At 59.8% G+C, this 26,780-nt stretch carries 26 protein-coding genes and 1 pseudogene; 16 read left to right on the plus strand and 11 right to left on the minus strand.

Features of this window, described 5'->3' with window-relative positions; all coding sequences use genetic code 11:
• Positions 1-2: 2 nt before the first annotated feature.
• The 4 genes from HKD21_RS06510 (at position 3) to HKD21_RS06525 (ending at position 3,911) form a co-directional block, all read left to right on the plus strand.
• Positions 3-764, plus strand: coding sequence for a TlyA family RNA methyltransferase (locus HKD21_RS06510; protein ID WP_194254831.1), 762 nt, complete (start codon positions 3-5; stop codon positions 762-764).
• Positions 765-844: 80 nt separating this feature from the next.
• Positions 845-2,068: a 23S rRNA (adenine(2503)-C(2))-methyltransferase RlmN gene (gene rlmN, locus HKD21_RS06515; RefSeq protein WP_194254832.1), complete on the plus strand. Its 1,224-nt coding sequence runs from the start codon at positions 845-847 to the stop codon at positions 2,066-2,068.
• Positions 2,069-2,145: 77 nt separating this feature from the next.
• Positions 2,146-3,378 carry an argininosuccinate synthase gene (locus tag HKD21_RS06520; RefSeq protein WP_099286832.1) on the plus strand — a complete coding sequence of 411 codons (1,233 nt, stop codon included), beginning with the start codon at positions 2,146-2,148 and terminating at the stop codon, positions 3,376-3,378.
• Between the two features lie 26 nt (positions 3,379-3,404).
• The gene (locus HKD21_RS06525) at positions 3,405-3,911 is read left to right on the plus strand and encodes an FKBP-type peptidyl-prolyl cis-trans isomerase (protein ID WP_099286833.1); all 507 of its coding nucleotides are present in this window, start codon (positions 3,405-3,407) and stop codon (positions 3,909-3,911) included.
• 27 nt (positions 3,912-3,938) lie between these two features.
• On the opposite strand, the gene HKD21_RS06530 is transcribed toward HKD21_RS06525, so the two are convergent.
• A complete protein-coding gene (locus HKD21_RS06530) occupies positions 3,939-4,481 on the minus strand; it encodes a thymidine kinase (protein WP_194254833.1) in 543 nt (180 codons plus the stop codon).
• A gap of 95 nt (positions 4,482-4,576) precedes the next feature.
• On the opposite strand from HKD21_RS06530, the gene HKD21_RS06535 reads away from it, so the two are divergent.
• Together HKD21_RS06535 and trpS are read left to right on the plus strand one after the other, a co-directional pair.
• On the plus strand, positions 4,577-5,062 hold the full coding sequence (locus tag HKD21_RS06535; protein WP_322782911.1) for a c-type cytochrome: 486 nt from the start codon (positions 4,577-4,579) through the stop codon (positions 5,060-5,062).
• 42 nt (positions 5,063-5,104) lie between these two features.
• Positions 5,105-6,094 (plus strand): tryptophan--tRNA ligase, encoded by a 990-nt coding sequence (trpS, locus tag HKD21_RS06540; RefSeq protein WP_194254834.1) that lies wholly within the window; start codon positions 5,105-5,107, stop codon positions 6,092-6,094.
• Positions 6,095-6,098: 4 nt separating this feature from the next.
• Here trpS and lpxB read toward each other — a convergent pair whose 3' ends face one another.
• From lpxB to rpmI, 5 genes are all read right to left on the minus strand, one after another.
• Positions 6,099-7,346 carry a lipid-A-disaccharide synthase gene (gene lpxB, locus HKD21_RS06545; RefSeq protein WP_194254835.1) on the minus strand — a complete coding sequence of 416 codons (1,248 nt, stop codon included), beginning with the start codon at positions 7,344-7,346 and terminating at the stop codon, positions 6,099-6,101.
• A complete protein-coding gene (gene pheT / locus HKD21_RS06550) occupies positions 7,343-9,811 on the minus strand; it encodes a phenylalanine--tRNA ligase subunit beta (RefSeq protein WP_194254836.1) in 2,469 nt (822 codons plus the stop codon). Before pheT ends, lpxB begins: the two co-directional genes overlap by 4 nt.
• Before the next feature lies 1 nt (position 9,812).
• Entirely contained in the window at positions 9,813-10,883 is a 1,071-nt protein-coding gene (gene pheS, locus HKD21_RS06555; protein ID WP_194254837.1) for a phenylalanine--tRNA ligase subunit alpha, read from the minus strand.
• Positions 10,884-10,982: 99 nt separating this feature from the next.
• A complete protein-coding gene (rplT, locus tag HKD21_RS06560; protein WP_062033041.1) occupies positions 10,983-11,339 on the minus strand; it encodes a 50S ribosomal protein L20 in 357 nt (118 codons plus the stop codon).
• 14 nt (positions 11,340-11,353) lie between these two features.
• On the minus strand, positions 11,354-11,554 hold the full coding sequence (gene rpmI / locus HKD21_RS06565) for a 50S ribosomal protein L35 (RefSeq protein ID WP_046901279.1): 201 nt from the start codon (positions 11,552-11,554) through the stop codon (positions 11,354-11,356).
• A gap of 310 nt (positions 11,555-11,864) precedes the next feature.
• Between rpmI and HKD21_RS06570 the strand changes: the two genes are divergently transcribed.
• The 3 genes from HKD21_RS06570 to HKD21_RS06580 all read left to right on the plus strand — a co-directional run bounded on the left by HKD21_RS06570 (position 11,865) and on the right by HKD21_RS06580 (position 15,397).
• The gene (locus HKD21_RS06570) at positions 11,865-14,291 is read left to right on the plus strand and encodes a glucose/quinate/shikimate family membrane-bound PQQ-dependent dehydrogenase (protein WP_194254838.1); all 2,427 of its coding nucleotides are present in this window, start codon (positions 11,865-11,867) and stop codon (positions 14,289-14,291) included.
• Positions 14,292-14,425: 134 nt separating this feature from the next.
• Positions 14,426-15,079 carry an energy transducer TonB gene (locus tag HKD21_RS06575; protein WP_228121097.1) on the plus strand — a complete coding sequence of 218 codons (654 nt, stop codon included), beginning with the start codon at positions 14,426-14,428 and terminating at the stop codon, positions 15,077-15,079.
• Between the two features lie 108 nt (positions 15,080-15,187).
• Positions 15,188-15,397 carry a hypothetical protein gene (locus HKD21_RS06580; protein ID WP_194254840.1) on the plus strand — a complete coding sequence of 70 codons (210 nt, stop codon included), beginning with the start codon at positions 15,188-15,190 and terminating at the stop codon, positions 15,395-15,397.
• A gap of 39 nt (positions 15,398-15,436) precedes the next feature.
• Here the strand turns inward: HKD21_RS06580 and HKD21_RS06585 are convergent, their stop codons facing one another.
• From HKD21_RS06585 to HKD21_RS06595, 3 genes are read right to left on the minus strand one after another with little or no spacing between them, the layout of a single operon-like run.
• A complete protein-coding gene (locus HKD21_RS06585; RefSeq protein ID WP_194254842.1) occupies positions 15,437-15,877 on the minus strand; it encodes a SufE family protein in 441 nt (146 codons plus the stop codon).
• A gap of 24 nt (positions 15,878-15,901) precedes the next feature.
• On the minus strand, positions 15,902-17,839 hold the full coding sequence (locus tag HKD21_RS06590; RefSeq protein ID WP_194254845.1) for a response regulator: 1,938 nt from the start codon (positions 17,837-17,839) through the stop codon (positions 15,902-15,904).
• Positions 17,836-19,635 carry an ATP-binding protein gene (locus HKD21_RS06595; protein ID WP_407646543.1) on the minus strand — a complete coding sequence of 600 codons (1,800 nt, stop codon included), beginning with the start codon at positions 19,633-19,635 and terminating at the stop codon, positions 17,836-17,838. The genes HKD21_RS06590 and HKD21_RS06595 overlap by 4 nt, the downstream gene beginning before the upstream one ends.
• 138 nt (positions 19,636-19,773) lie before the next feature.
• Between HKD21_RS06595 and HKD21_RS06600 the strand changes: the two genes are divergently transcribed.
• A complete protein-coding gene (locus HKD21_RS06600) occupies positions 19,774-20,184 on the plus strand; it encodes a hypothetical protein (protein WP_194254846.1) in 411 nt (136 codons plus the stop codon).
• A gap of 28 nt (positions 20,185-20,212) precedes the next feature.
• Here the strand turns inward: HKD21_RS06600 and HKD21_RS06605 are convergent, their stop codons facing one another.
• The gene (locus tag HKD21_RS06605; protein ID WP_228121100.1) at positions 20,213-20,590 is read right to left on the minus strand and encodes a hypothetical protein; all 378 of its coding nucleotides are present in this window, start codon (positions 20,588-20,590) and stop codon (positions 20,213-20,215) included.
• 12 nt (positions 20,591-20,602) lie between these two features.
• Positions 20,603-20,695, minus strand: a pseudogene (locus HKD21_RS14625) (zinc-ribbon domain-containing protein); the annotation flags it as partial.
• Positions 20,696-20,818: 123 nt separating this feature from the next.
• On the opposite strand from HKD21_RS14625, the gene HKD21_RS06610 reads away from it, so the two are divergent.
• The 6 genes from HKD21_RS06610 to HKD21_RS06635 all read left to right on the plus strand — a co-directional run bounded on the left by HKD21_RS06610 (position 20,819) and on the right by HKD21_RS06635 (position 26,777).
• A complete protein-coding gene (locus tag HKD21_RS06610; RefSeq protein ID WP_194254848.1) occupies positions 20,819-21,520 on the plus strand; it encodes a cell division ATP-binding protein FtsE in 702 nt (233 codons plus the stop codon).
• Complete coding sequence (locus HKD21_RS06615) at positions 21,517-22,425, plus strand: cell division protein FtsX (RefSeq protein ID WP_194254849.1); 909 nt, start codon at positions 21,517-21,519, stop codon at positions 22,423-22,425. Before HKD21_RS06610 ends, HKD21_RS06615 begins: the two co-directional genes overlap by 4 nt.
• Entirely contained in the window at positions 22,422-23,015 is a 594-nt protein-coding gene (locus HKD21_RS06620) for a YdcF family protein (RefSeq protein ID WP_194254850.1), read from the plus strand. The genes HKD21_RS06615 and HKD21_RS06620 overlap by 4 nt, the downstream gene beginning before the upstream one ends.
• 45 nt (positions 23,016-23,060) lie before the next feature.
• Positions 23,061-23,810: a lysophospholipid acyltransferase family protein gene (locus HKD21_RS06625; protein WP_194255019.1), complete on the plus strand. Its 750-nt coding sequence runs from the start codon at positions 23,061-23,063 to the stop codon at positions 23,808-23,810.
• Between the two features lie 249 nt (positions 23,811-24,059).
• Positions 24,060-25,118, plus strand: coding sequence for a DUF2125 domain-containing protein (locus HKD21_RS06630; protein ID WP_194254851.1), 1,059 nt, complete (start codon positions 24,060-24,062; stop codon positions 25,116-25,118).
• A 219-nt stretch (positions 25,119-25,337) separates the two neighbouring features.
• A complete protein-coding gene (locus HKD21_RS06635) occupies positions 25,338-26,777 on the plus strand; it encodes a cytochrome ubiquinol oxidase subunit I (RefSeq protein WP_194254852.1) in 1,440 nt (479 codons plus the stop codon).
• The last annotated feature ends 3 nt before the right edge of the window (positions 26,778-26,780 follow it).

The raw sequence follows: 26,780 nt of genomic DNA on the forward strand, positions 1-26,780 counted from the left end.
TGATGGCCAAACGCCGCGCCGACCAGTTCCTCGTTGACCGGGGACTGGTCGAAAGCCGGACACGGGCTCAGGCCCTGATCATGGCTGGCCTCGTCTATACCAGTGACCGCCGGATCGCGAAGGCTGGCGACCAGCTTCCCGAGGATGCTCCCCTTGCCCTCAAGGGGCAGGACCATCCCTGGGTGTCGCGCGGCGGCCTCAAACTGATTCACGCCATCGAGCATTTCGGCCTGGACCCGAAAGACCGTATCGCCATCGATGTTGGCGCTTCGACTGGCGGCTTCACGGACGTCCTGCTGACCCATGGCGCCGAAAAGGTCTATGCCGTGGATGTTGGACACGGACAGCTCGCCTGGAAAATCCGCTCTGACGAACGCGTCGTCGTCATGGAAAAGACGAACGCCCGCGCCCTGACGGTCGAACAGATTCCCGAACCCGCCGGAATTGTCGTCTGCGATGCGAGCTTCATCGGCCTGCGCACCGTCCTGCCCGCAGCGCTTGAACTCACCACCCCGGATGCCTGGGCCGTCGCGCTCATCAAGCCACAGTTCGAAGCCGGGCGCGGCGAAGTTGGTGCGAAAGGTGTCGTCCGCGACCCGGCGGTCCATGAACGCGTCTGCGAAGAAATCCGAGAATGGTTCGCAGCCCTCCCCGGTTGGGACGTCCTCGGGATCGAAGCCAGCCCCATCACCGGCCCCGAAGGCAATCGCGAGTTCCTGATCGCTGCCAGAAAAACGGCGCAGGCCCAGCCAGAAGCAGAATAGTTTTCCAAAACAGTTTTACCGGAAAGACCGCGCTTTTCCTTTGGAACTGCGGGTCTTCTCCGTGCTATGGCTCCGCCGTCATGACAGCCGTAATCCATCCCGACATCCGCCCCCGAATCAATTCCGTCGCTTCCGACGACCTGAACGCTGCCGAGCGCGAGCGCATTCACGCGAAATCCGCCCTGTTCGCGCCGCCCGAGGCGCGTCTCGCAGACGGGCGGCGCGATCTGGTGGGCCTATCACGCGAGGAACTGGCAGCACTCATGACGGATATCGGCGAGAAGCCGTTCCGCGCCAAGCAGCTCTGGCATTGGATCTATCACCAGGGCGCCACCGATTTCTCGGCGATGACCACCATCGCCAAGCCGATGCAGGCCAAACTTGCCGAACATTTCGTCGTAAGCCGCCCCGAGACCGCAACCGAACAGACCTCCGTAGACGAGACACGCAAGTTCCTCTTCCGCTTCCGCGACGGTCAGGAAGCCGAAACCGTCTACATTCCGGATCGTCGGGAAGACCGAGGTGCTGTCTGCATTTCCTCGCAGGTCGGTTGCACCCTGTCCTGCACCTTCTGCCACACGGGCACCCAGAAGCTGGTCCGTAACCTCGGCCCTGCCGAGATCGTCGGTCAGTTCATGGCCGCCCGTGACAGCTACGGCGAATGGCCCAGCCCCAGCGCGGACATGCCACGCTACCTGTCCACGATCGTGCTGATGGGCATGGGTGAGCCGCTCTATAATTACGAAAATGTCGCAAAAGCCATGCGGATCATCATGGATGGTGAAGGCATCGCCCTCTCCCGCCGCCGCATCACGCTCTCAACATCCGGCGTCGTCCCGATGATGGATCGCTGCGGCGAGGAACTTGGCATCAATCTAGCCATCTCCCTACACGCCGTGACGAACGAACTGCGCGACCAGATCGTCCCGCTGAACCGCAAATACCCGATCGAAGAGCTGATCGCCGCATGCCGCCGCTATCCGGCTGCGTCCAACGCGCGGCGCATCACCTTCGAATACATCATGCTCCGCGGCGTGAACGACAGCGAAGCCGATGCCCGCGAACTGGTCCGTCTGATCCGCGATCTGCCGGCCAAGGTGAACCTGATCCCGTTCAATCCCTGGCCCGGCTCGGATTTCCAGCCGTCCAGCCGCGCCCAGATCGCCAAATTCGCCAATATCGTGATGGACGCAGGGTTCGCCTCTCCCATCCGCGCAGCACGCGGACAGGACATCCTCGCAGCCTGCGGTCAGTTGAAAACCGAAAGCGAACGCCAGCGCCGTACAGCCGCATCGGATACCTGACACGCGCCCGGTTTCCCTCTGTCGGCTGAACTGCTAGAAACGCTTCTCAAACGAAACACACCAAGGACCACACCGTTATGAGTGCCCACCAGGACGTCAAGAAAGTTGTGCTCGCCTATTCTGGCGGCCTGGACACTTCGGTTATTCTTCGCTGGCTTCAGAAAACCTATAACTGTGAGGTTGTCACCTTCACTGCCGATCTCGGACAGGGTGAAGAACTGGAGCCGGCCCGCAAAAAGGCCGAGATGTTCGGCGTCAAGGAAATCTTCGTCGAGGATCTGCGCGAAACCTTCGTCAAGGATTTCGTGTTCCCGATGTTCCGGGCCAACACGCTCTATGAAGGCCAGTACCTGCTGGGCACGTCTATCGCCCGTCCGCTGATCGCACAGCGCCAGATCGAAATCGCCGAAGCCGTCGGTGCCGATGCCGTGGCGCATGGTGCGACCGGCAAGGGCAACGATCAGGTCCGTTTCGAACTGGGTTATTATTCGCTCAAGCCGGACGTGAAGGTCATTGCACCCTGGCGCGAGTGGGATCTGACGTCGCGCACAAAGCTCCTCGCCTTCGCTGAAGAGAACCAGATCCCCGTCACGAAGGACAAGCGCGGCGAAGCCCCGTTCTCCGTGGACGCAAACCTTCTGCACTCTTCATCCGAAGGCAAGCTGCTCGAAGATCCGTCGATCGCAGCCGAAGAAATCGTTTTCCAGCGCACGATCTCGCCGGAAGCTGCTCCTGACGTCGCAACGGAAATTGCCATCGATTTCGTCAGCGGTGACCCGGTCGCCATCAACGGCGTCGAAATGACCCCGGCCACCCTGCTGACCCGTCTGAACGAACTGGGCCGCGACAACGGCATCGGCCGTCTCGACATCGTGGAAAACCGTTTCGTCGGCATGAAGTCCCGCGGCATCTACGAAACGCCGGGTGGCACGATCCTGCTGGCCGCGCACCGCTCCATCGAAAGCATCACGCTCGACCGCGAAGCTGCCCATCTCAAAGACAGCATCATGCCGCGCTATGCCGAAATCATCTATAACGGCTTCTGGTTCTCGCCCGAGCGCCGGATGCTTCAGGCCCTCATCGACACCAGCCAGCATTCTGTTACCGGGCGTGTCCGCATGCGTCTGTACAAGGGCAATGTGACCTGCGTCGGACGCGAAAGCCCGAACAGCCTGTATGATACCCGCGTCGTGACTTTCGAGGACGACGAAGGCGCCTATAATCAGCAGGATGCACAGGGCTTCATCAAGCTCAATGCCCTGCGCCTGCGGCTCGGCGGTCAGATCGGCCGTCGCGGTGGCACGCTCTGACTTCTCAACTGACTCCCCGGGGGACCATGACCAGTCTGATCCGTCTTACATCCGCTTTCGCCCTGTGCGGCGCCTTTGCCCTCGCGGGCTGCTCGGGCGCTCCCAAGCCGGTGGATGATTCCGACCTGACACCGGCGCAGTTCATGGCGAAAATCCATGCCCAGCCCGGCGTCAAGACCCTGCCGGACGGCCTGGCCTACAAGGTTCTCCAGTCAGGCCCTAAGGATGGTGATAGCCCGCATCATGGCTCCACCATCATGGTCATCTACGAGGGTCGCCTTCCCGATGGTGGCATTTTCGACAGCTCCGACCAGCACGGCAATGGCGCCTACATGGAAATGCCGCTCGACGGCCTTGTGCAGGGTTGGCTTGAAGCCCTTCCCATGATGCATGTGGGCGATGAATGGATGCTCTACCTGCCTCCAAATCTCGGCTACGGCAAGCGCTCCATGGGCATCATCCCGCCCAACAGCCCGCTGATTTTCAAGATCCGCCTTCTGGGCGTTAATAATGGCGGCGGCGGCCAGCAATAAGAGCCGTCACCCCTGCCGGAGCCACCCTCAGGGTCGTTCCGGTAGAGTCCAGTGCGCTTGGCAGCGCGCTTCATAAAGCTCCTGATCGCCCGTCTCCAGAAGATGACCGGTATCATGGGTTTTCGCGGTCCATGCGGCGGGCGCACCACAGACATGACAGCGCGCCGTCAGGACAATAACCTCGTCTGCCTCTTCCCTCAGCCGCTCCATGACGTCGAACGGAACGCGCCGGTAATCGGTATCCAGCCCTCCGACAGTCACATCCACACCCTGTGCCCGAACGTCCCGGATATCTTCAACGATATCGCCCTGGTAATGTGGTGCGACCCAGAACTGCCCTTCATCCAGAACGATATGGCCGTACCGGTCCGCATGTTCGGGCCATGTGTTCACCGATATCGCAGCAAGATGAGATCCATCCCGACTGACAAGCTCTGCGCCATCGCGCGTATCAAAGCCGGGCTTGAGAGCCAGAACATCCATCTGCTTTTTCGCGGCAGCAATCAGATGCGCGGATTTTCCGGCAAACATCGGCCCCACATACACTACAAGACGGCCTCTGACGGTCATGGCTTCTCCTTTCGATAGCGCCATGAGCCCTATTACAGCCGATTTGCCAAGCCCCGGACTTGCTGAAACGGCTCTGAAAATGCGACAACGACACTGTGATCAGAATTGACCCAGCCGTCCGACTGCCTCTGTTTCTCGCCATTTTCATGGTGGCGGTCTTCGTTGTCGGTCACGCTTGGGAAAATCGTGCTCAGGCCCCGCGCGAATACGCCAATGAATGCAGCACCTGCCACCATGGCGGTCATGGTCAGGTTTCTGAAGTCGCCCCCATTTTCGGTCGCGTCGGCCCGATCGCACAGACTCCTGCAGGTCATCACTATCTGGTGGATGTCCTGCTTTACGGACTAAACGGCCCCATCATGGCGGGAGACGGCCATTACAACAGCTCCATGCCGTCTTTTCATCGCCTCTCTAACGACGAGATCGCCCGCATCCTGACATTCGTCGCAAGTCAGGAAATGCCCACAGACTCACCCAGATTCACCGCCGCCGAAATCGCAGCCGCACGGGCCCATCCGATGTCGGCGGCGGATGTCCTGCAGGAACGCCAGAGGCTGGACCTGCAAACACCCGTTCATTGAAGCCGTTCGCTTCCCCTTTCTCAGCAAATGAAGACAGAACCCATGCAGCGCGTATTTTCCGGCATTCAGCCAACCGGCATTCCCCATCTGGGCAATTATCTCGGTGCGATCCGCAACTGGGTTACGCTGCAGAAAGACCATGACTGCGTCTTTTGCCTGGTGGACCTGCATTCCATCACGATGCCCTGGGACCCGCAGACCTTACGTGAACAGACGCTCGGCTCGACAGCGTGTCTTCTTGCAGCCGGGATCGAACCCACACGCCTGTACAACCAGTCAGCCGTTAGCGCGCATGCCCGTCTTGGCTGGATCTTCAACTGCGTCTCACGCCTCGGCTGGCTCAACCGCATGACCCAGTTCAAAGACAAGGCCGGCAAAAACCGCGAGAACCATTCGGCGGGACTTTACGTCTATCCGAACCTGATGGCAGCCGACATTCTGGCTTTCCATGCCACGCGCGTTCCCGTCGGCGAAGACCAGCGCCAGCATATCGAACTCACCAACGATATCGGCCAGAAATTCAATCACGACATGGGCGTGGAGTTCTTCCCGCAGGTGGAAGCCTTTATCCCCCCCGCCGCAGCCCGCGTCATGAGCCTGCGCGACGGCAGCAAGAAAATGTCCAAGTCCGACCCGTCAGAGCAGAGCCGCATCGTCCTGACCGATACCGCAGACGATATCGCTCTGAAGATCCGCCGCGCCAAGACCGATTCTGAACCCCTTCCCAGCGAAATGGACGGTCTGAGCGAACGTCCTGAAGCCCGGAACCTCGTCTCCATCTATGCCGCCATGTCGGACGAAACACCGGCAGACATTCTCAGCCGTTTCAGCGGTCAGGGATTTGGCCCGTTCAAGAACGCGCTCGCAGACCTTCTGGTGGAACGTCTCGCTCCGGTCGCCAGCGAAACGCAGCGCCTGCTTCAGGACGAAGCGCATCTGCTCTCGGTCCTGCATGCAGGTGCCGAACGCGCCAACAGTGTTTCGGAACCGATCGTTCAGGAAACCGAACGGCTCGTTGGCTTCCTGCGCTAAAATTTCAGTGGCTGGACGACCGGGAAACCGGCTCGTTCAGCAGATCCATGATCTCGGCCGCTGCCGCATCGGCAGGCGTCCCCACAGGTGGGGCGAGCATCTCAAGCACTTCGGCAAACGCCATACGCTGTTTTTCCGCCATTTGCGGATCACTCAACAGCCTTGAGACCATCTCGGCCAGCTTCTGTGGCGTGCAGTCTTCCTGAAGCAGTTCGGGCACAACCTCGCGCCCTGCCAGCAGATTGACCATCGCCACATGAGGCACCTTGATCAGACGCCGCGCAATCGTCGCCGTCACCGGATTGACCCGATACGTCACCGCCATAGGCACATTGCCCATCGCAAGTTCCAGCGTGGATGTCCCTGACTTGGTCAGGGCGCACTGCGCTGCCGCAAAGGCGTCGTGCTTGTCATGGATATCCGTGACGATATGGGGCTGGATCGGCCATTTACGGATCAACTGACGGATCGTCGGCGCAATGACGGGTGCAACCGGAATGACAGGACAGATATCCGGATACTGTACTCGCAGAATATCCAGCATTTTACGAAAAACTGGCAACAGCCGAGGGGCTTCCGAACGTCGACTGCCGGGCATTAGGATCACGACCGGCGCATCGGCTGGAATGTTATGTCTCAGCCGGAACCGCTGGGCATTACCTTGCCGTACGCCGGACTGAAGCACCGGATGCCCGACAAACCGACCTTCCAGACCCCGTTTTGCAAACCATTCCGGTTCGAACGGCAGCAGGCACAGGAGCCTGTCCCACAGACCGGGGAATTCCTTGACCCGGCTTTCCCGCCAGGCCCAGACCTGCGGTGCCACGTAATGAACGCGCTTGATCCCGGAACGCTCGATTTTCTGCAATAGGCGCAGCGCAAAACCCGGACTGTCGATCGTCACGACAAGATCGGGTTTGCGTAGTTCGATATCCTGCACGGCTTCTAGAAGCCGCTGCGACAGATGCCGCAGACGAGGCAGCACTTCGACAAGCCCCATCACCGCCAGATCACTCATCGGAAACAGGCTGTGAAGCCCCAGCGCTTCCATGCGCCCTCCGCCGACGCCTGCGAAAACCAACGACGGGTCCTGCGCATGGAGCGCCTGCATTAGGCGCGCTCCAATCACGTCTCCACTGGCCTCACCGGCCAGAATCCAGATCACCCGCCCATACCGGGGCAAAGGCGTGGTCTTTTGGGAAGGGTCCGCTGTGGACTGTCCGTCAGATCCGGATTCTGGAAGAGAGTTCATCGACGCAATACTGCCCCTGTTGCCTTGAGAACCGCAGCTTCCACCGATTTGGAAACCGCTTCAAGCTGCGTATCCGTAAGACTCTCGCTCTGTGGCTGCAAGACCACTTCCACACCGAGCGAGCGATGTCCCTCCGGCAGACTGCCTCCTTCGAACACATCGAACAGGCGCACATCCTGCACCAGATTGCGATCCGCCATCCGCACTGCTTTCAGAACGGCCTGGATTTCGACATCCGGTCCCGCGACGAAAGCAAAGTCACGCCGGACAGGCTGCAACGCCGACAGGACAGGGACGGATTTCCGTTTGGCCTTCGGCTGCGGCACCTGATCCAGATAGACTTCAAAGGCCACCACAGTTCCGCTCAGGCCCAATGCCCGCGCAACACGCGGATGCAGTTCACCAAAACTGCCCAGAACCGTCTTCGGCCCCTGCCGCACCTGCCCCGACCGACCCGGATGATAGAAGCCCGGTGCATCCGCCGTCACGGAGAGTGCGACTTCTGGCACGCCAAGCGCCACCAGAGCCGCCGACAGATCCGCCTTCGCATCCCACAATGTCGCGTCACGCGCAGCCACACCCGGCTCACGAGCCGTCTGCCCGGCCCGAAGCCCGGCAAGACGCAGATGCTGCCCCGCGGCATCAAAGCACGGCCCGACTTCGAACAGCGCGCCTTCTCCCGAAACGCCGAGGCCACGCGCCAGATTACGGGACAGCGCCCGCGCCAGATTGACCAATGGGGTCGGGCGAAGCTGATCCAGATCCGTGGCGATCGGGTTCAGAAGATGCTGGGTCTCTGGCAGATCTCCGAACAGTGCGGCATCGTCCTGCGCCACGAAGGAAAAGCCGACTGTCTCGGTCAGTCCTCGCGCCGCACAGATCCGCCGCAACAGAGCCGCACGGGCCTGAAGAGCCGTCACGGCCGGAGCCGGAACCACCGTCGCCTGCGGCAACGCGACCGCCTGGACATTGTCCAGCCCGTAAAGACGCAGCACTTCTTCAAGAAGATCGCACTCCGCCTCCATGGCCCGAACATGATCGGCAGCTTTCGCCGCCACAGCCTCATCCAACGTCGGTGCCTGCGCCAGAACCTGCCCCGAAGCGACATCATTCCGCCAGGACGGCACCAGGAAGGTCGCAGCGTCTGCCGTCTGCTCCGTCACCTCAAAGCCGAGATGTTCCAGAGCGCGTACGGCATCTGCAGACGCGATATCTACGCCACCCAACGTCTTCAGACGCTCGAAACGCAGCGTCGCGGTCCGCTTCCAGTCCGGCAGAGTGCCCCCTTCGGTAATCTCGCTGACCTCACCGCCACACAGATCGCGGATCATGACCGTGGCGGCTTCAAGCCCGTTAAGAACCTGTGCCGGATCAATCCCACGCTCGAAACGCTGGCGCGCATCGGTGTGAATAGCCAGACGGCGCCCGGTCAGGGCAATCCGCACCGGATCGAACAAGGCGGATTCCACGAACACATCCGTCGTGTTCTCATCAACGCCGCTGCTCTCGCCGCCAATCAGACCGGCAAGCGACTGCACCCCGGCCTCATCGACAATGACCATGTCCTCTGTTCCGAGCACATATTCGCGCCCGTCAAGGCCGGTAAAGGTCTCACGGGCGGCATGCGTCACCGTCAGCGTGTCGCCTTTAAGTTTCGCAAGATCAAAGACATGCAGCGGTCGACCAAGATCGTATGTGAGGTAATTCGTCACATCGACGAGGGCCGAAATCGGCTTGACCCCAACAGCTTCCAGACGGCGCCGCAGCCAGTCCGGGCTCGGGCCGTTCTTCACACCCCGGATGACCCGACCGACAATATACGGACAGGCCGGATGCTCGGTCTTCCACGACAACGGAGACGGAAAATCTCCTTCCACGGCTTCCGTGAGCCAGGGCTTGAGACGTCCGATGCCCCCCGCCGCCAGATCGCGCGCAATGCCACGAATGCTCAGCGCATCGCCGCGGTTGGGCGTAATCGCGATCTCGATAACCGGATCATCCAGTTCCGCATAGGCCGCGTAAGACTCTCCGATCGGAGCCGCTTCGGAAAGTTCGGCAATCCCGTTGCTTTCCTCGCCCAGCCCCAGTTCCTTCAGGGAGCACAGCATTCCGTTGCTGTCCTGCCCCCGGATCTTGCCCTTCTTGATGGTGATGTCGAGCCCCGGAACATATGTCCCCGGCGTCGCGAAAATCACATGCAGACCCGCGCGCGCATTCGGCGCACCACACACGACCTGCACGTCTTCAAAACCACCGCCAGCCGCCACACGACAGACCTGAAGGCGATCTGCATCAGGATGACGGTGCGCTTCGACAATCTTAGCGGTCCGGAAACCCACCAGACGGTCGGCAGGATTCTCAACACCCTCGACCTCAAGCCCGATGACATTCAGCCGGGCGCAGATGTCTTCAACAGAAGCCGTAAAATCAAGATGTTCACACAGCCATGAGAGAGAGAACTTCATGTCACACGCCCTCCGTCAGCGTGGCAGGCGAAAACGCCGAAAATCCATAATGACGCAGCCAGCGCAGGTCGCTTTCATAGAAAGAGCGCAGATCGGGGATGCCATTCTTCAGCATCGCCAGACGCTCGATTCCCATTCCGAACGCAAAGCCCTGCCATTCAGCCGGGTCCAGTCCACAATTCGCCAGAACCCGCGGATGGATCATCCCCGAACCCAGAACCTCAAGCCAGTCAGACCCGCCACCGATCTCGCCCGTCGCCTTCGACCATCCGATATCAACTTCCATAGAAGGCTCGGTAAACGGAAAGTAAGAGGCACGAAAACGGACCGGCAGGTTTGGCTTGTCGAAATAGACGCGCAGGAATTCGATCAGGCAGCCCTTGAGATGGCCCAGCGTAATATTGCGATCCACCACCAGACCTTCGCACTGATGGAACATCGGCGAATGCGTTGCATCATGATCGGCACGATACGTCCGGCCGGGTGCAATAATACGGATAGGCGGCTGTGAGCCGAGCATCGTGCGGATCTGCACGCCGGATGTCTGCGTCCGCAGCACCCGCGGCTCCCCGCCTTCCGTTTCCGGCGGAAGATAGAACGTGTCGTGCTCAGTCCGCGCGGGATGATGGTCCGGCGTGTTAAGTGCGGAGAAATTGTGCCACTGGCTTTCGATATCCGGCCCTTCGGCAACGGAAAAACCCATCGCGCCGAAAATGGCCGTCATTTCTTCAATGGTACGGCTGATAGGATGGATGGTGCCGGTCACAACCGCAGGCGCGGGCATCGTCACATCGACGCGTTCGGAACGCAGACGGGCCTGAAGTGCCTCTTCCTCAAGGTCGCGACCACGTGCCTCGACAGCCGCCGTCAGTTCGTCCCGAAGACGGTTCAGCGCCTGACCACGCTCCTTGCGTTCCTCAGGCTCCAGCTTGCCGAGTTGCTTGAGCAGACCGGTCAGCGCACCGGATTTGCCCAGTGTTCCGACGCGGATCGCGTCCCACTGCGCACGATCCTGCGCTCCGGCCAGCGCCGCCAGCGTGTCATTCCTGAGTATATCGAGATCGTCAGCCATACCGCCCATCTCCTGCAGCACAAAACAAAACGGGCCGTCCTGATAACAGGACGGCCCGCCAGTCACCAGACCCCAAGAAAGGGGTCAAGCCGGAAAAGCTCAGCCGAGAGCGGCCTGGGCCTTCTTCACGATTTCACCGAAAGCGGCGCTATCGTCAAAAGCAATGGCGGCGAGAACCTTACGGTCGATCTCGATACCAGCCTTGTCCAGACCGTTGATGAAGCGGCTATACGTCAGACCATGCTCGCGGACAGCAGCGTTGATACGCTGGATCCACAGGGCACGGAAATCACGCTTCTTGTTGCGACGGTCACGATACGCATAACGCAGCGCCTTCTCGACGCGCTCGAGAGCAATGCGATAGTTCGTGGACGAACGGCCGCGATAGCCCTTGGCGAGCCCGAGAACCTTCTTGTGACGGGCGTGCGACGTTACGCCCCGCTTGACACGTGCCATAGTACCTTATCTCCTCAGAGCCCGTAGGGCGCCCACTGCTTGATTGTCTTCGCATCCATGTCCGTCATGGTCTGGGGACCACGGTTGGTGCGCTTCATCTTCTGCGGACGGTTGATAAGGCCATGGCGCTTGTTGCCCGGGCCGCACATCACTTTGCCGGTCGCGGTGATCTTGAACCGCTTCTTGACCGACGATTTGGTCTTCATCTTGGGCATTTCGGTCTCCCTCGCCGTAAACGATTGGTCCCTCACACAGTAGGGACTCTGCACGGCCGGGCATGCCACTCGTGGCCCGGACGCGTGCGCGGAAGCGGTGTCCTTATCGGAGGCCAAAGTATTCTGCAAGCGCATTATTTTCTTGAACGCTCAATCATAAGTGTCTCCTTTCCTCAAGTCACGACGACGTGAATGCCCTCACAGTGACGTGAGCAAAGTGAACCTTCTGACATCTTGACCCTTGATATCCTTCCATGTGCTTTGTCCGGAAGTCACCGTGCTGCACCAGAACAACATCTTCAGGAACATCATGAGCACATCATCCCGGCCAGGGCTTTGGGCCCTGATAACGGCCGCGGTCTTCGCGCTTTGCGGCGCGATCCTTACCGTAGGCGGCGCATGGGTCGCCGCTATCGGCGGCCCACTGTATTACGTCATCCTTGGCCTGGCGCTCCTTGCCACGGCTTTCCTCTCATTCCGGCGCAATCCCGCTGCACTTTATCTCTTTGCAGTCGTCGTTTTCGCAACGGTCATCTGGGAACTTACGGTTGTCGGTCTCGACATCTGGGCCCTGATCCCGCGTTCGGACATCGTCATCATCCTCGGCATCTGGCTGCTGCTACCGTTCGTCTCCCGCCAGATCGGCGGAACACGCACGACCATTCTGCCGCTCGCAGGGGCCGTTGGCGTTGCGGTTCTGGCCCTGTTCGCCAGCCTCTTCACGGACCCGCACGACATCAGCGGCGAACTGCCGACGCAGATCGCAAACGCCTCCCCCGCCGACCCGGACAACGTCCCGGCCAGCGAATGGCACGCTTACGGTCGCACGCAGGCCGGTGACCGCTGGTCCCCGCTGAATCAGGTCAACGCATCGAACGTCAGCAACCTCAAGGTCGCATGGCATATCCACACCGGGGATATGATGACGCCGAACGATCCGGGTGAAGCGACGAACGAAGCCACCCCGATCGAATTCAACAACACGCTTTACATGTGCTCCCTGCACCAGAAGCTGTTTGCGATCGACGGCGCGACCGGCAACGTCAAATGGGTCTATGATCCGAAACTCCAGATCAACCCGGGCTTCCAACATCTGACCTGCCGTGGCGTCAGCTTCCACGAAACGCCGGTCAATGCGACCGATTCCGATGGCAACCTCGCTCCGACGGACTGCGCCAAGCGCATCATCCTGCCGGTCAACGATGGCCGTCTGGTTGAAGTCGATGCAGACACGGGCAAGACCTGCTCGGGCTTCGGCACCAATGGCGAAATCGATCTGCGCGTTCCGAACCAGCCCTACACGACGCCCGGCCAGTACGAGCCGACGTCCCCGCCGGTCATCACGGACAAGCTGATCATCGCTAACAGCGCGATCACCGATAACGGTTCGGTCAAGCAGGCTTCAGGCGCCACGCAGGCATTCGACGTCTATACCGGCAAGCGCGTCTGGGTCTTCGATGCCTCGAACTCCGACCCGAACCAGCTTCCGGATGAAAACCATCCTGTCTTCCATCCGAACTCCCCAAACTCCTGGATCGTGTCGTCCTACGACAAGGCCCTGAACCTCGTTTACATTCCGATGGGCGTGGGCACTCCCGATCAGTGGGGCGGATATCGCACGAAGGATTCCGAGCGTTTTGCTCCGGGCATCGTCGCACTGAACGCAGACACGGGTAAGCTCGCCTGGTTCTACCAGACGGTTCATCACGATCTGTGGGACATGGACGTTCCGTCCCAGCCGAGCCTCGTGGATATTACGCAAAAGGACGGCACACTTGTTCCGGCCATGTATATCCCGACCAAGACCGGCGATATCTTTGTCCTCGACCGTCGCACCGGCAAGGAAATTGTCGCAGCTCCGGAAACACCGGTCCCCGGCGGCGCTGCTCCTGGCGATTACACCAACCCGACACAGCGGATGTCCAAGCTGACGCTGCGTCCGAAGAACCCGCTGAACGACTCCGATATCTGGGGCGGCACGATCTTCGATCAGATGTTCTGCAGCATCTATTTCCACAGCCTGCGCTACGAAGGTCCCTTCACGCCGCCGTCGCTTCAGGGCTCGCTCATCTTCCCGGGCGATCTGGGTATGTTCGAATGGGGCGGCCTGGCCGTCGATCCGCAGCGTCAGGTCGCTTTCGCCAATCCGATCTCCCTGCCGTTCGTCTCCCAGCTGGTTCCTCGCGGACCGGGCAACCCGCTCTGGCCTGACGAAAACGCCAAGGGCACGGGCGGCGAAACCGGCCTGCAGCACAATTATGGCATTCCGTACGCCGTCAACCTGCATCCGTTCCTGGATCCGGTGCTGCTGCCGCTCGGCATCAAGATGCCCTGCCGCACACCGCCCTGGGGCTATGTCGCGGGTATTGACCTGAAGACCAACAAGGTCGTCTGGCAGCACCGTAACGGCACTCTGCGGGATTCCATGTACGGAAGCTCCCTGCCGATCCCGCTGCCGCCGATCAAGATCGGTGTTCCGAGCCTTGGCGGCCCGCTCTCCACAGCTGGCAACATCGGCATCCTGACGTCGTCCATGGATTACTACATCCGGGCTTACAACCTGACCACGGGCAAGGTCCTCTGGCAGGATCGTCTGCCGGCTGGTGCCCAAAACACTCCGATGACGTATGCCATCAACGGCAAGCAGTACATCGTAACCTATGCTGGCGGACACAACTCGTTCCCGACCCGCATGGGCGACGACATCATCGCCTACGCTCTGCCCGATCAGAAATGATCTGACAGGACTACACGGGTTATAAAAAAGGGGAGGTGCCATCCGGCATCTCCCCTTTTTTGGTGGCAGCTGACTGGCCAGAGAAGCGTTCGTTACATATGGTAATACTTCGGTCGCAGACGTAGAGACATGCCATGACATTGCCCGCCATTCGTCCCGCACTCGCCATAACGGCTGCAGTTCTCAGTATGATGACGGCAGCCCGTGCCGAAGACCATCCCCTCGGCGCCATGCTGGACCCGCACCATTATAGCCAGCTTATCTACCCCCCGGCGGAACTCGAACAACGCAAAAACGGAACGGCGCATATCCGCTGCACCATCAGTCCCACGGGTTTTCCTACAGAGTGTGAGACAACCGCATCACAGCCGGACTTCGCAATCGCCGCCGAAAATCTGGCCTATAGCTCAAAATTCCTTCCAGCTTACGAGAATGGCAAAGCCGTCCAAAGCACGTGGGAGTACACGTACACTTTCCACACCTCCGCCGACTTGATGCATCCGCTACTCGATAAAATGCACTCTGCCCCCCCTCATTATCCAGAAGCAGCGGATGCTGATTCTATCGGCGCGCGTATCACTGTCATCTGCCAGATCGATCAGATCGGGACCGCCCATGACTGCACTGCCAGCGACGGCCCCACCATCCTGCAACGCGCCTCGCTCGCCTATTTTAGTCTCGCAAGATACTATCCCGCTCTAAAGGACGGACAGCCTGTGTCTGCGCAGTATCATGGCAATATCGACTGGGATGCGTCTCATCCTGTGGACCAAAAGGGATTCCGCTAATTTTGTGGGAAATGACGCAACTTGCGTCCCGCATGCAACATATTGCATGATTTCCGCCAATCCGGGGCGCGGCATCCACGACCCGGCCCCGCTCTGGAGACCAGCATCATGTCATTCCGCCGCCTGTCCGTTGCCGCCTTTGCCATTATGGCCCTGGGTGCCCAGATGGCCCATGCCAAGCCCTGCCGTGATGACAAGGGCAAGTTCGTCAAATGCGAAGCACCGCAGAAGCCGAAGCCTTGCCGGGACGCAAAAGGCAAGTTCACCAAGTGCCCCACACCTGCCAGCAGCCCAGCTCCTGCAACAGCACCGAAGTAACACGTCATACCCCCGAAGGCCTCAGCCAACGGGGGTTTTTCACGCCTGAAGGGCGGCCCGCTTCTGAATGGCCTGCGCCATGGCCTCGACCCCGTTGCCACGATTGGTCGAAAGCGCCTTGACCAGCCCCATGTCGTGCAAAAACACCGGACTTGTCCCCAAGATTTCCGCACTGGGTCGGCCAGAGTAAACCCTCAGCAACAGCGCCACGAGCCCTTGGACGATCGCAGCATCGGACGCGCCGGCAAAAAACAGCTTCCCGTCGCGCTCAGCCGCCTCAAGCCAGACCTGACTCTGACAGCCCGGCACACGATGAGCATCATCCTGCCAAGCCTCCGGAAAGGGCGGCAGCTTGCGTCCCATCTCGATGATGTACTGATACCGCTCCATCCAGTCATCAAACAGACCCAACTCAGCCTCGATCTCCTCAATGGCAGCAGCAGCCGTGTCTTCCGGGGGAACAAGATAGGCATCACTCACGCGTCATAATCTCCGTTACAGGCTTCAGTCCGTGCTCCCCCTGCCATGACGCATGGTTTCGGCAACGGCTCTGCGCAAGGCGTCCTGCGTAAAAGGCTTTGGCAGAAGCAGACCGTTTTCAGGCGTCGGCATATCATCTGTATGGCCGCTGATAAACAGGACCTTCATTCCCGACACCACTTTCAGTAATGCTGTCGCACAGGTCAGACCATCATATTCAGGCATTCGCATATCGACGATCGCCAGATCAAACGGAGATGCCGGATCGACAGAGTTCAGCGCTTCCTCTAGCGAAGAAACAGCCGTCACCTTATGTCCCTCCTGCGTGAGGAAACCTGCCGTCACCATCCGTACTGGCGCTTCATCGTCCAGCACCAGAACTTTCAGCGACCGTTCAACTTTCCTATCAGGTCTTTCCGGCTGACTAACCCGCTGCTGTCCGCTCTGCGCTACCGGCAGAATCAGCGTCATGCGCGTTCCCTTACCCACGACACTCTCGACAACGATCTCCCCGTAACTACGACTGAGAAATCCATAAACGCTCGACAGCCCCAGTCCCGTTCCGCGGCCGACATCCTTGGTCGTGAAGAACGGATCAAAAATTCTCGCCGCAATTTCGGGTGTCATACCAGCGCCTTCATCCACGACGTCCAGCGCCACCGCCCGGTCAGGACAACACTCCGCAGGCAGATCCGTCCGCTTTTGTGTCACAACCCGCGCGCTGATCCGCACCGTTCCACCATCCGCCATGGCATCGCGTGCATTCACACACAAATTCAGAAGCGCCATTTCAAGCTGGTCGGCATCCGACCAGACCAGCGGCAGATCCTGTGAAAAGTCCTCGACACACAGCGCACAGGGTGAGGCCACCGCCGGCGCACCACGCTTCTTGAGACTTTGGCGGAGAAGATCCGTCAAACCGGGCAGGAGCTGCTCCAGCGACACCGCCGACAGACGCGCCTCGCGCGGACGTCCGAACTGAAGCAGCCGTCGCGTCAGAACTGCCCCACGCTGCGCTGAATCAGCCGCATTGCGCAGCAGCGTTACAGACGCCTCATCAAGATCGGCAATATCTTCCAGCAACTCGAGAGATCCTGAAATCGCCGCGAGCAGATTATTGAAATCATGGGCGATTCCTCCTGCCAACGTCCCAAGGGACTGAAGCTTTTCCGCCTGTCGCAGCCGCGATTCCATAGCAACGCGCGATGTCACATCCCGGTCCATGCTGACCTGCCAGGCGTCTTCCGAAGACGCACCTTCCGGCCACGCCAGCGCCAGTCGCGTCAGTTCATGCCAGCGCATGGACGTCTTGCCGCCCTCTTCCGCAAGAACTTCCCCAACCAGACGTTCTTCCTGCCCGGACCTGCGAACGCTCTCTCGCATGGCCACGACATCCGGCCACAGACTTTCCGGGAAATGAGCCTGCTCGATCTCGGCACCGCTCTCGGATTCATCCCGCACATTGCTCCGGATGCACCGCCCGTCCCGATCAGAAAAGACCAGTCCGATCGGAAGCGCTTCCATCAAACCACGCAACAGCGCCTGTTCAGTTCTTAACGCCCGCTGTGCCAGACAATGCTGTGTGACTTCCCCAACCAGAGACCGCAGCGCATCCGAATCCCAGGGTTTATGCACATAAGCCTGCACCTGCCCCTGATTAAGCGCCGACACAACAGCTTCCAGATCTGCGTATCCCGTCAACAGGATGCTTCGTGCGTCTGAAAACGCACGCGCCTGCATCAACAACTGATCTCCGGTCAGGCCCGGCATCCGCTGGTCGGAAATAATGGTCGCAACATCCCGATGTTCCCGCAACAGATCCAGCGCTCGTAGCGGGTCCGTCGTGGACAGGATTTCGTACTGGTCTTCCAGCAGATCCGTCAAGGCAACGAGGATTTCCTCCTCATCATCAACCAGCAGTATCAGAGGGCGCGAGGGCCCTTTTGCGCTCCAGAAAGTCATGCTGCGCGGCCGGTCGCCACCGGCCCCTCCTCGGTCATGCGAATGGGCAGACTCAGCCGGAAACAGGCCCCGATGCCATGCCCACCCGGCAGATTGGCGTCCATTACTTCAATCGTCCCGTCATGCGCTTCCATGACACTATAGGCAATGGCCAGCCCCAGCCCCGTGCCGGTTCCCACGGGTTTAGTCGTAAAAAACGGGTCAAAGATCCGTGTTCGCAAATCATGTGGCAGACCCGGTCCGTCATCGCTCACACTCATTTCATAGCGACCATTCTCCAGCCGGGAAGCAATGACGATCGTACCGCGCACCACATCACTATCCACCGACAGATCCGCGAGCGCATCCGCCGCATTGGAAATGATGTTCATGACAACCTGATTAAGAAAAGCCGGCTGACAGACCAGCTCGGCCGGAGCCTGAAGATCCTTCCGTACAACGATCCCCGGCCCCAGCTTATGCGCCAGCAGGGCAAGCGCCGTTTCCAGAGCGGCCGGAACATCGACTTTCTGGAACGAGCTTTCGTCTAAGCGTGAAAACCGCCTCAGGCTCAGCACCAGATTTTGAATACGCTGCAATCCGAGCTTCATGGATTCCAGCCGCGACAGGCCTTTTTTAGTAAGCGACGTTGCTTCGTCGGTCGCATTAACGCCTTGCAGGCGCTTGAGCGTCCGCGCCACCGTATCGGCATGCGCGATCGTGAAGGCCAGCGGATTGTTGATCTCATGTGCGATCCCCGCCACCAGTTCGCCCAGCGAGGCCATTTTTGCCGTCTGCACGAGCTTGGACTGCGCCTGAAGAAGCCTTTCGTTCGTGCGCGCCAGCTCCATATTGGCCTGTGCAAGCGCTTCCGCCATTTCCGCCTTGGCCCGCGCTGCCTCCAGAGTCAGAGCGTTCTGCTGACGTTCGATCTCCTGCTGGCGAAACTCATCCTGCGCCATCCTGCGCTGGGCCAGTGTCCGGATTCGCATCGCAAGAGCCTCAAGCGCGATATCGCTCGGCACCAAATCATCAATTCCGGCCTCGAAAAACTCCCCGGAAGACTGCCGCCTGAACCGTGACGCCTCCACGATCCCCAGTGTCCGAAACGGAATTCCGCCAGCCTCCAGCACAGCCTGCCGCCGCGCATCCAGAAGACGGCAGAATTTCAGATCCTCGTCTCCGCTCCCAAGTTCCAGCACCAGACAATCTGGACTGTCGGCCCCGCGCAGCCACCCACCCTCGATCAGATCGTCCGAACGTTCAATGGATGTCACGGTATGCCCGTCACGCCAGAGCAACTCCCCCAACGTCGTTTCGGGCGCCTCCTCGACCGTATCGTCTTCGTCTTCCTCCTCACGTGGAGAATTGACGATCACGATCCGTGCCCGACGCAAGCGAGACGCCTCATCGACCTGAAGAAGCTCCGGCCCCTCCCGCAACAACGCCCGCATCCGCAGAACCATCAGGTCAGGATGAGCCGATTTGGAAATATAGGCGTCAGCCCCGCTCTCCAGCCCTTCACGCTCCACGCCCGGCGACGCATCTTCCGTCAGCATCAGGATCGGAATATTGCGGGTCAGCGCATCCAGCCGCAGCCGCCGCGCAAGCTGGCCACCGCTCATTCCCGGCAGTTCGGTACAAGCCACCACCAGATCGGGCATCGTATCCTCGATCGTGCCCAAACCTTCCTCACCACTCGTCGCGCAGGTGAGCGCAAACCCTTCATTGACCAGAATCCGGGCAATCTGCCGGGCATGGTCGCAATCAGGCTCCACCAGAACGACCCGGGGCATATTCGACGTCACCATCGGCATCTCAAATTCAGGAAAAGGCATGACGGCACGGGAAAGTTTGCATTGGCGATCTCTTGCAGCTAGTCCGAAGTGAACCATTCGTCCGCTTTCGGGGACGAACACTAACTCCCGTTGCCGGACCACTGGAAGCCATATCTCATGGACATGCAGCCCCCGCCCCATATCACGGACCGCCTCCTCGGTAACAGAAACCGAAGCGAGTCATCGCTCACAACATCGTCGATGATCCGGATGGGCGTGTGGTCCGTCTGCTATTTTGCCTTCTATCTGGCCCAGCAGATTGCCGAACTCATGGCACCTCTCCTGCTGATTCTGGGCCTAGGCTGGTATATTCTTCCGCATATCGTCAATGCGATCACAACCAGCGCAGCCAGTGCCGACCCACAGGCACGCGACATCATGAATCATGTCGCCGGAACCCTTCCGAACCATCTTCAGATCGGCAGCCACCTCATCACACCGGGCTCCCTCATCTTCGACGGCATCGTGCTTATGGCCATAGCCGCCATCGGTGCCACATTCTCGGCACTCGCCGCCCGCAACATGTAAGACCCGCGGGGGCCGACCGAAACGGGGTTCAGGAAAAATGTCCGATCCCCGGAAGAAAACCGAACACGCCCGCTCCCTTCCAGTACCACAACGCAGCCACTCCGGAGCCTGCCAAGACAAGACTGGCCCCCCAAGCCGCAACCCAGAGACCGGCAGACCCGATCATCGACGGCCCTTCCAGTTCAGCCCGCGCCTGCACGTCACCGGCTGAGCGGGAATGCAGGACAGCCGAACGGCGCTCAGCGTTTCGCCCCGCCATCGCCCCGGTCGCCAGGAAAGCTCCCTCGGAACCAGTCGAAGAAACCTCCACCACAGCAGGTTTGCTGTCGTTCTCCTCCTCCGAAACTTCAAAGACAGTCGGCGCGACCTCGGGGACAGACTCCTGAGCCGCCGCAGAGCCAGTCATTTCCCAACTGTCTCCACAATTGGCGCAGCGCAGACGCTTAACCCCTTTTGCCATCGCCTCCGGTACTTCAAAGACCGCATGACAGTGGGGGCATTCAATGCGCATTCAATCAATCCCTTCGACAGCCAGCTCCGATCCGGCCTAGCCTGATCGATGTACTTGCCTGTTATGACGAAATGATCGTTATTAAATGGTTAATAAATTGCTCCAGTTTTCAATGAAAGCGTCATGATTCGCCTCCTGAATGTCTCGATGATGCCCCCCGGCGTAGGACAGCCGGTCTTGCGGAACCTGACTCTTTCCGTGCCGCAGGGAGAGTTTCGCTGGCTGCTCGGACCATCAGGAGCTGGCAAGTCGAGTCTTCTGCGCCTCCTGACGCTGGAAACACGCCCATCTGCCGGCCAGATGGACATGCTCGGTGTGTCCGTCAGCCACGCCAGCCGCGCAACGCTGCGAAACCTGCGTCGAAGAATCGGGTTTGTTCCTCAGGACTATCGGCTGATCGGGGAATGGACGGTGTTCGACAATGTGGCTCTCCCACTCAGACTGCGGGGGGCCTCCGAACGCGACACCAGACGCGAGGCTTTCGCCGTACTGGAGTGGCTGGATGTCGCACATCTCGCTGATAAGCGCCCCGGCACCCTGTCCGGCGGTGAGCAGCAGCGCACGGCCATTGCCCGCGCCCTGATCGGTCGTCCCGAACTCCTGCTCGCCGATGAACCGACCAATGCGCTCGAAGACGCACAAGCCCGACGGCTTCTGATGACATTTCAGGAACTGATCGAAATGGGCACGACCGTCATCGTCGCCACCCATAACGAGGCCTTGGTCCGCGAAGCTCCGGCAGCCTCGATCGTCCTTCAGGACGGCACGATCGCAAATACTGACGCTCAGAACGGAACTTCCACCCGACGGACAGAACACTCATGAGTGCCCCGGTCTCCCCCGGACTGCGTTCAGGCAGCCTACCGCTTCTCGTGGCGCTCATGACCCTGCTCGCAGGCCTCGCCCTTGCCGGACTTTCCGGCGTGCAGACCCTGGCCGAAAGCTGGTCCGGCGCCGCCCGCAACGCAACCACAATCGAGATCCCGGCCGACACGCCCCAGCTTGAAGACCGCACCCACTCCTTAGTCCAGACCCTGAACAAAACGCCCGATGTCACGACAGTCCGCGAACTCTCCGCTAAGGAGGTCCAGACTCTTCTCGCACCGTGGTTGGGACAGGTCTCTGACAGCGCAGGTCTTCCCGGCCTCTCACTGCCTGTTGTTCTGATCGTTGCCCATACCGGTACCCCTGATCTGGGTGCGATCGTACACAGCGTGCTGCCTGAAGCCGTTGTGGAAGAAGACCGCCGCTGGGGGGAACGCCTCAACGGCCTGGGAAACAGCCTGATCGCCTGTGCATGGCTGGCCGTAAGCCTCATCGCGGCCATTGCGGTTCTTTCAGTCGGCATGACCGTGCGCCGTTCCGTTATGGCCCAGCGCAAGGCTGTCGAAATCGTCCATTTCCTTGGAGCAGGAGACCTGACCATCTCCAGCAGGATCGCAGGACGGGCAGCGCTGCTCAGTCTCGCCGGAGGGCTCGTCGGCCTGCTGCTCCTGAGCCCGGTCATCACCATGCTGGCCCAGAGGCTCACACCTTTTTCACATGGCACACCTCCAGCCGCCTCTCCCACCAACACATGGGACGCCCTGTTCGCAACATGGTGTGGCACCCTGCACGTCCTGCCTCGCATGCTCCTTGAAGAACTCGGCGCCCTGCCCCTGATCGCCGCCTGTCTGGGCTGGCTCACCGCACAGACCGTCGTGCTCGTCTGGCTCCGGCGTCTGCCATGACACGCCTCTTGCAGGCATGTGTGGCGCTGGGAGGTCTCTGGCTGGCAGGATTCGCATGGTTTGTTCAGGACGCCATCAGCCCTCCCGTCACCGCCACTGTCTGCGATGGCATCGTCGCGCTGACCGGTGGAGAACAGCGCGTCGATACGGCTATTACGCTTCTGCGGGGCGGATACGGACCTCTGCTACTGATTTCGGGGGTCGGCCCCCATGTCACGCTGCAACACATCCTGCACCTTCAGCAGGAAACCCTATCCTCACCTCTGGCAGCACGCATCACGCTGGGCCGCCGCGCTACCAGCACAATTGGTAACGCCCACGAGACGGCCGAGTGGGCCAGAGACAACCGGCTCCACCGCCTTCTCGTCGTCACCTCCGGTTATCATATCCGCCGGGCTATTCTCGAAATCCACCGCACCGCCCCCGATCTGGACCTCATCGCCTATCCGGTAGTGCCTCTCGCCCTGCAAGGCCCCCTTTCGCGCAGAACGCTCTTCCTGATGTTTCGGGAATACAACAAGCTCCTCGGAGCCGAGATCGGCGTCCTGACAGGTCTTCCAGATGGCCGTGAAGGACTGGATGGCGCCTGACAGCCCTTGTGCCGGACAGGATTTTCTGGTGTGCAGAACACCATGATGAGCATTCTGCGCGGCGTCCTGTTCAACCTCTATCTCTTCTGGATCACCCTGTTCATGGGCCTCGGGACCATCCCGATCCGCCTGATGAAAAATCAGGACCTGGCCCTGTTCTACGCAAAACTCTGGGCACGCGCCGTTCTGTTCGGCTTCACCCGGATCTCTTCGGTCCACATCGAGATCACCGGCCAGGAGAACCTGCCGCCCGGAGCGTTGCTGATCGCATCGCAGCATCAGTCCTTCTTCGATGGCTTCATCTGGATGACCCTCGTTGACCGCCCCGACTACATCATCAAAACGGAACTGACGCGCATTCCCGTCGTAGGCCCGATGCTGCTCCTGACCGGCATGATCTCCGTTGACCGGAAAGCCGGTTCAAAAGCCCTGCGCACCATGATGCAGGATGCAAAATCAGCTCATGACGCGGGTCGCCAGATCATCATCTTCCCCGAAGGCACCCGCACGCTGCCCGGTGAACGCCAGCCGATCCAGCCCGGTATCATCGCTCTGGCCCGGCAGACCAACGTCCCCGTCGTGCCTGTCGCAACCGACTCAGGGCTCTTCTGGGACCGAAACCCCTGGTTCAAACGCCCTGGAACTCTTAACGTCGTGATCGGTCAGCCCCTCCCGCCCCAACAGGAACGCAGAGCCTTTACCGAGGCACTGGAAAGCGCGTGGGACGAAATGTGCACAACCCACGCCTTACCCAGAGATCCTGTGGATAACTCTGTGGACCCGGAAAACGTATAATCTGGCTGCAAAAAACTGAAATCTTTCAATAGCCTTCCAAAAACTGCGCGCTTCCAGCATTCGACCATTAACAAGATCTCCAGATTCTTTGATTTTCTGCGGTTTTCATTACCTCATAACCTCCGTAGCTTTTCTCACAAACCGGCCCGTGGACGCATTTTCCGGCATTCCCGAAGCACTCTCTACGGCTGGGGATAAAACAGACAGGGGTTGACCAATCCCGCAGCCACTCCCGAAAAGAGATGCTCAATGGATCGTCCGTTCTTTACTGTCCGTTACAGCAGATATGCTGTGGTATTGATTGCCATTCTCGCAATATCGGCCTTACTCGATACACTCTGCTGGCATCACACGATCCACAGGCTGGAAGCCACCGCTCAAACTGCCATCACCACCGCACGCGAAAACGGCTGGTCCGTTCATGCGACTCCGTTCCACAGAGGAGGCTGGCCGTTCGGCGCATGGGTAGAGCTGGACCATCTGGACGCCACGCACCCGACGTTCTCCGACGCGCCCTATGATGCCGGCTGGGCCGGAGAGCATCTTCGCCTTGGGGGATCCTGGGCCTCCCTGCTTCACGCGGGACTTCTCGTTTCCCTGAAGGGACATCAGGCTGCACGGCTTGTCCTGAATGATAGAATCCTGACTGTTCTGACGTCGGGTGTTCAGATCCGCTTCAGAAGTCCCGAAGATCTGCGATTTTCAGCGTCACAGCTTCAACTTGCTTTTTCCGGGCGTTGGCCAGACAGGCATATTTTCGCGAAAAACCTCTCCGGACGCCTCATCCGCTCTCCTGAAGCTCCCGCCGGTGCGACACGGCTTGGCGTAGAGGCAAAGGCCGCAAAACTGTCCGGGTTTCCACTACCCTACGGGACCTCCACCGACCTGCATCAGACGCATCTTGCGCTCGCTCTGACAGCATCCGGATCTTCCACAGACCGCTCATTTCTCGACCCGGCCTCATACGAACGGCTCCTGCTTCAGGACGCCTCAGCCTCACCAGCGTCCACAGACAGTCACATCACGCTGTCAGGGAGCATCACCCTCCCCAATCAAACCGGAACGCTCACCCTCACTCTGATCCACTGGCAGGAACTCGCAACCCGCCTTCTGGACCATCCGGAAATAGAGTCGCACCTCGCACCAGACTTTCAGGCCGCTCTTCGTAAGGCGCTGGAAAAAGTTTCCACCTCACAGCATGGAAGCGGGCACCCTCTTTCGGTGGCACTCCCCGTCACCAACGGGCAGATCCTCCCGGATACACAGGCGATTTCTGCGCTTTTCAGCGGAAAATTCTCTCCCCCCTAAAAGCTGTCAAAGCCAGAAAATCCCAGTTGATTTCTGTCAAAAACCCCGCCCGGACACAGAACTTTCTCTAGCCAAACACGTTCTAGGGGTTCAAAAGACGGCGACACACGAAACGATCACAACTTCGTTATTCTCGTTCTGCGTGCGTCAGATTCCTCAGGGAGCGGACTTGCTTCTGACGGTATCTGCCACTCGCCATCTATGCAGAAGGCAACCGAAATGTTTGGCCTCTCGGCTTTATTCCTGGCGCGGTTCCAGTTCGCGTTTACGGTCGGGTTTCACATCGTGTTCCCGGCGTTTTCAATCGGTCTTGCAGCGTATCTGGCTGTTCTGGAAGGGCTATGGCTCAAGACAGGCCGCAGCGCCTATCTGGACCTCTTCAAATACTGGCTGAAGGTCTTTTCCGTCGTCTTCGGCATGGGTGTGGTCTCCGGCCTCGTCATGTCCTACGAATTCGGAACGAACTGGTCGGCCTTCTCGCAGAAAGCCGGACCGATCCTCGGCCCGATGCTGGCCTATGAGGTCATGACGGCGTTCTTCCTTGAAGCCGGGTTCCTCGGCGTCATGATGTTCGGCCTCAATCGCGTCGGCAAGGGCCTGCATTTCGCAGCCACCTGCATGGTCTCGATCGGTACGCTGATTTCCATGAGCTGGATCCTGTCCTCCAATTCCTGGATGCAGACGCCCCGAGGCTATCGCATTGACGAAGCCACCGGACGTTTCCTGCCTGTCGACTGGTGGCAGATCGTTTTCAACCCGTCTTTCCCGTATCGCATCGTCCATATGGGCCTCGCAGCTTTCCTGTGCGTGGCCTTCATCGTGGCAGGCGTGGCCGGATGGCATCTGCTCAAGGCGCGTCGTGAAGGCCGTCAGGCGTCTGAACAGGTCCGCCTGATGTTCTCCATGGCCATGTGGATGGCCGCCATCGTCTCCCCGATTCAGGTTCTGGCCGGTGATACGCAGGGCCTGAACACGCTGGAATATCAGCCCGCCAAGATCGCCGCCCTCGAAGGCGACTGGGAATCCGAAAGCCGCGCCCCGGAAATTCTGTTCGGCATTCCCGACATGGAAAACGAGACGACCCACTATAAGATTGCCATCCCCTATCTGGGCTCGCTGATCCTGACGCACAGCCTCGACGGCAAGGTCCCGGGTCTGAAGGACTTCCCGAAGGAAGACCGCGCCTATTCTCCGCTGCTGTTCTTCTCCTTCCGCATCATGGTTGCTCTTGGCATGCTGATGGTGCTGGTCGGTCTGTGGTCGCTGTATCTGCGCTGGAAAGGCAAACTGTACGACACGCCGCTCCTGCATCGTGTTGCGCTGTTCATGTCGCCGGCAGGATTTCTGGCCCTGCTTTGTGGCTGGGTCACGACTGAGGTGGGCCGTCAGCCCTTCACAGTCTATGGCCTGATGCGGACCGCCGACAGCGTGTCTCCGATCGCCCTGCCGAGCATCGCAACGTCGATGATTGCCTTCATCATCGTTTATTTCATCGTGTTCATGGGCGGCATCACTATCCTGCTGCGGACCTTCGCCGAAGAACCCCATTCGGGCGAACACGGCCCGGCCGAGGATCAGCCCCAGCGTGCCGCAGGTACAACACAGGTCTCCCATCAGTCCCCGTCCAGCTCCACAGCTGGCGCTGGCATGGCGGAGTAAGAA

Origin of the sequence: Gluconobacter cerevisiae (genome assembly GCF_015244675.1) — a bacterium.
Lineage (GTDB): Bacteria > Pseudomonadota > Alphaproteobacteria > Acetobacterales > Acetobacteraceae > Gluconobacter > Gluconobacter cerevisiae.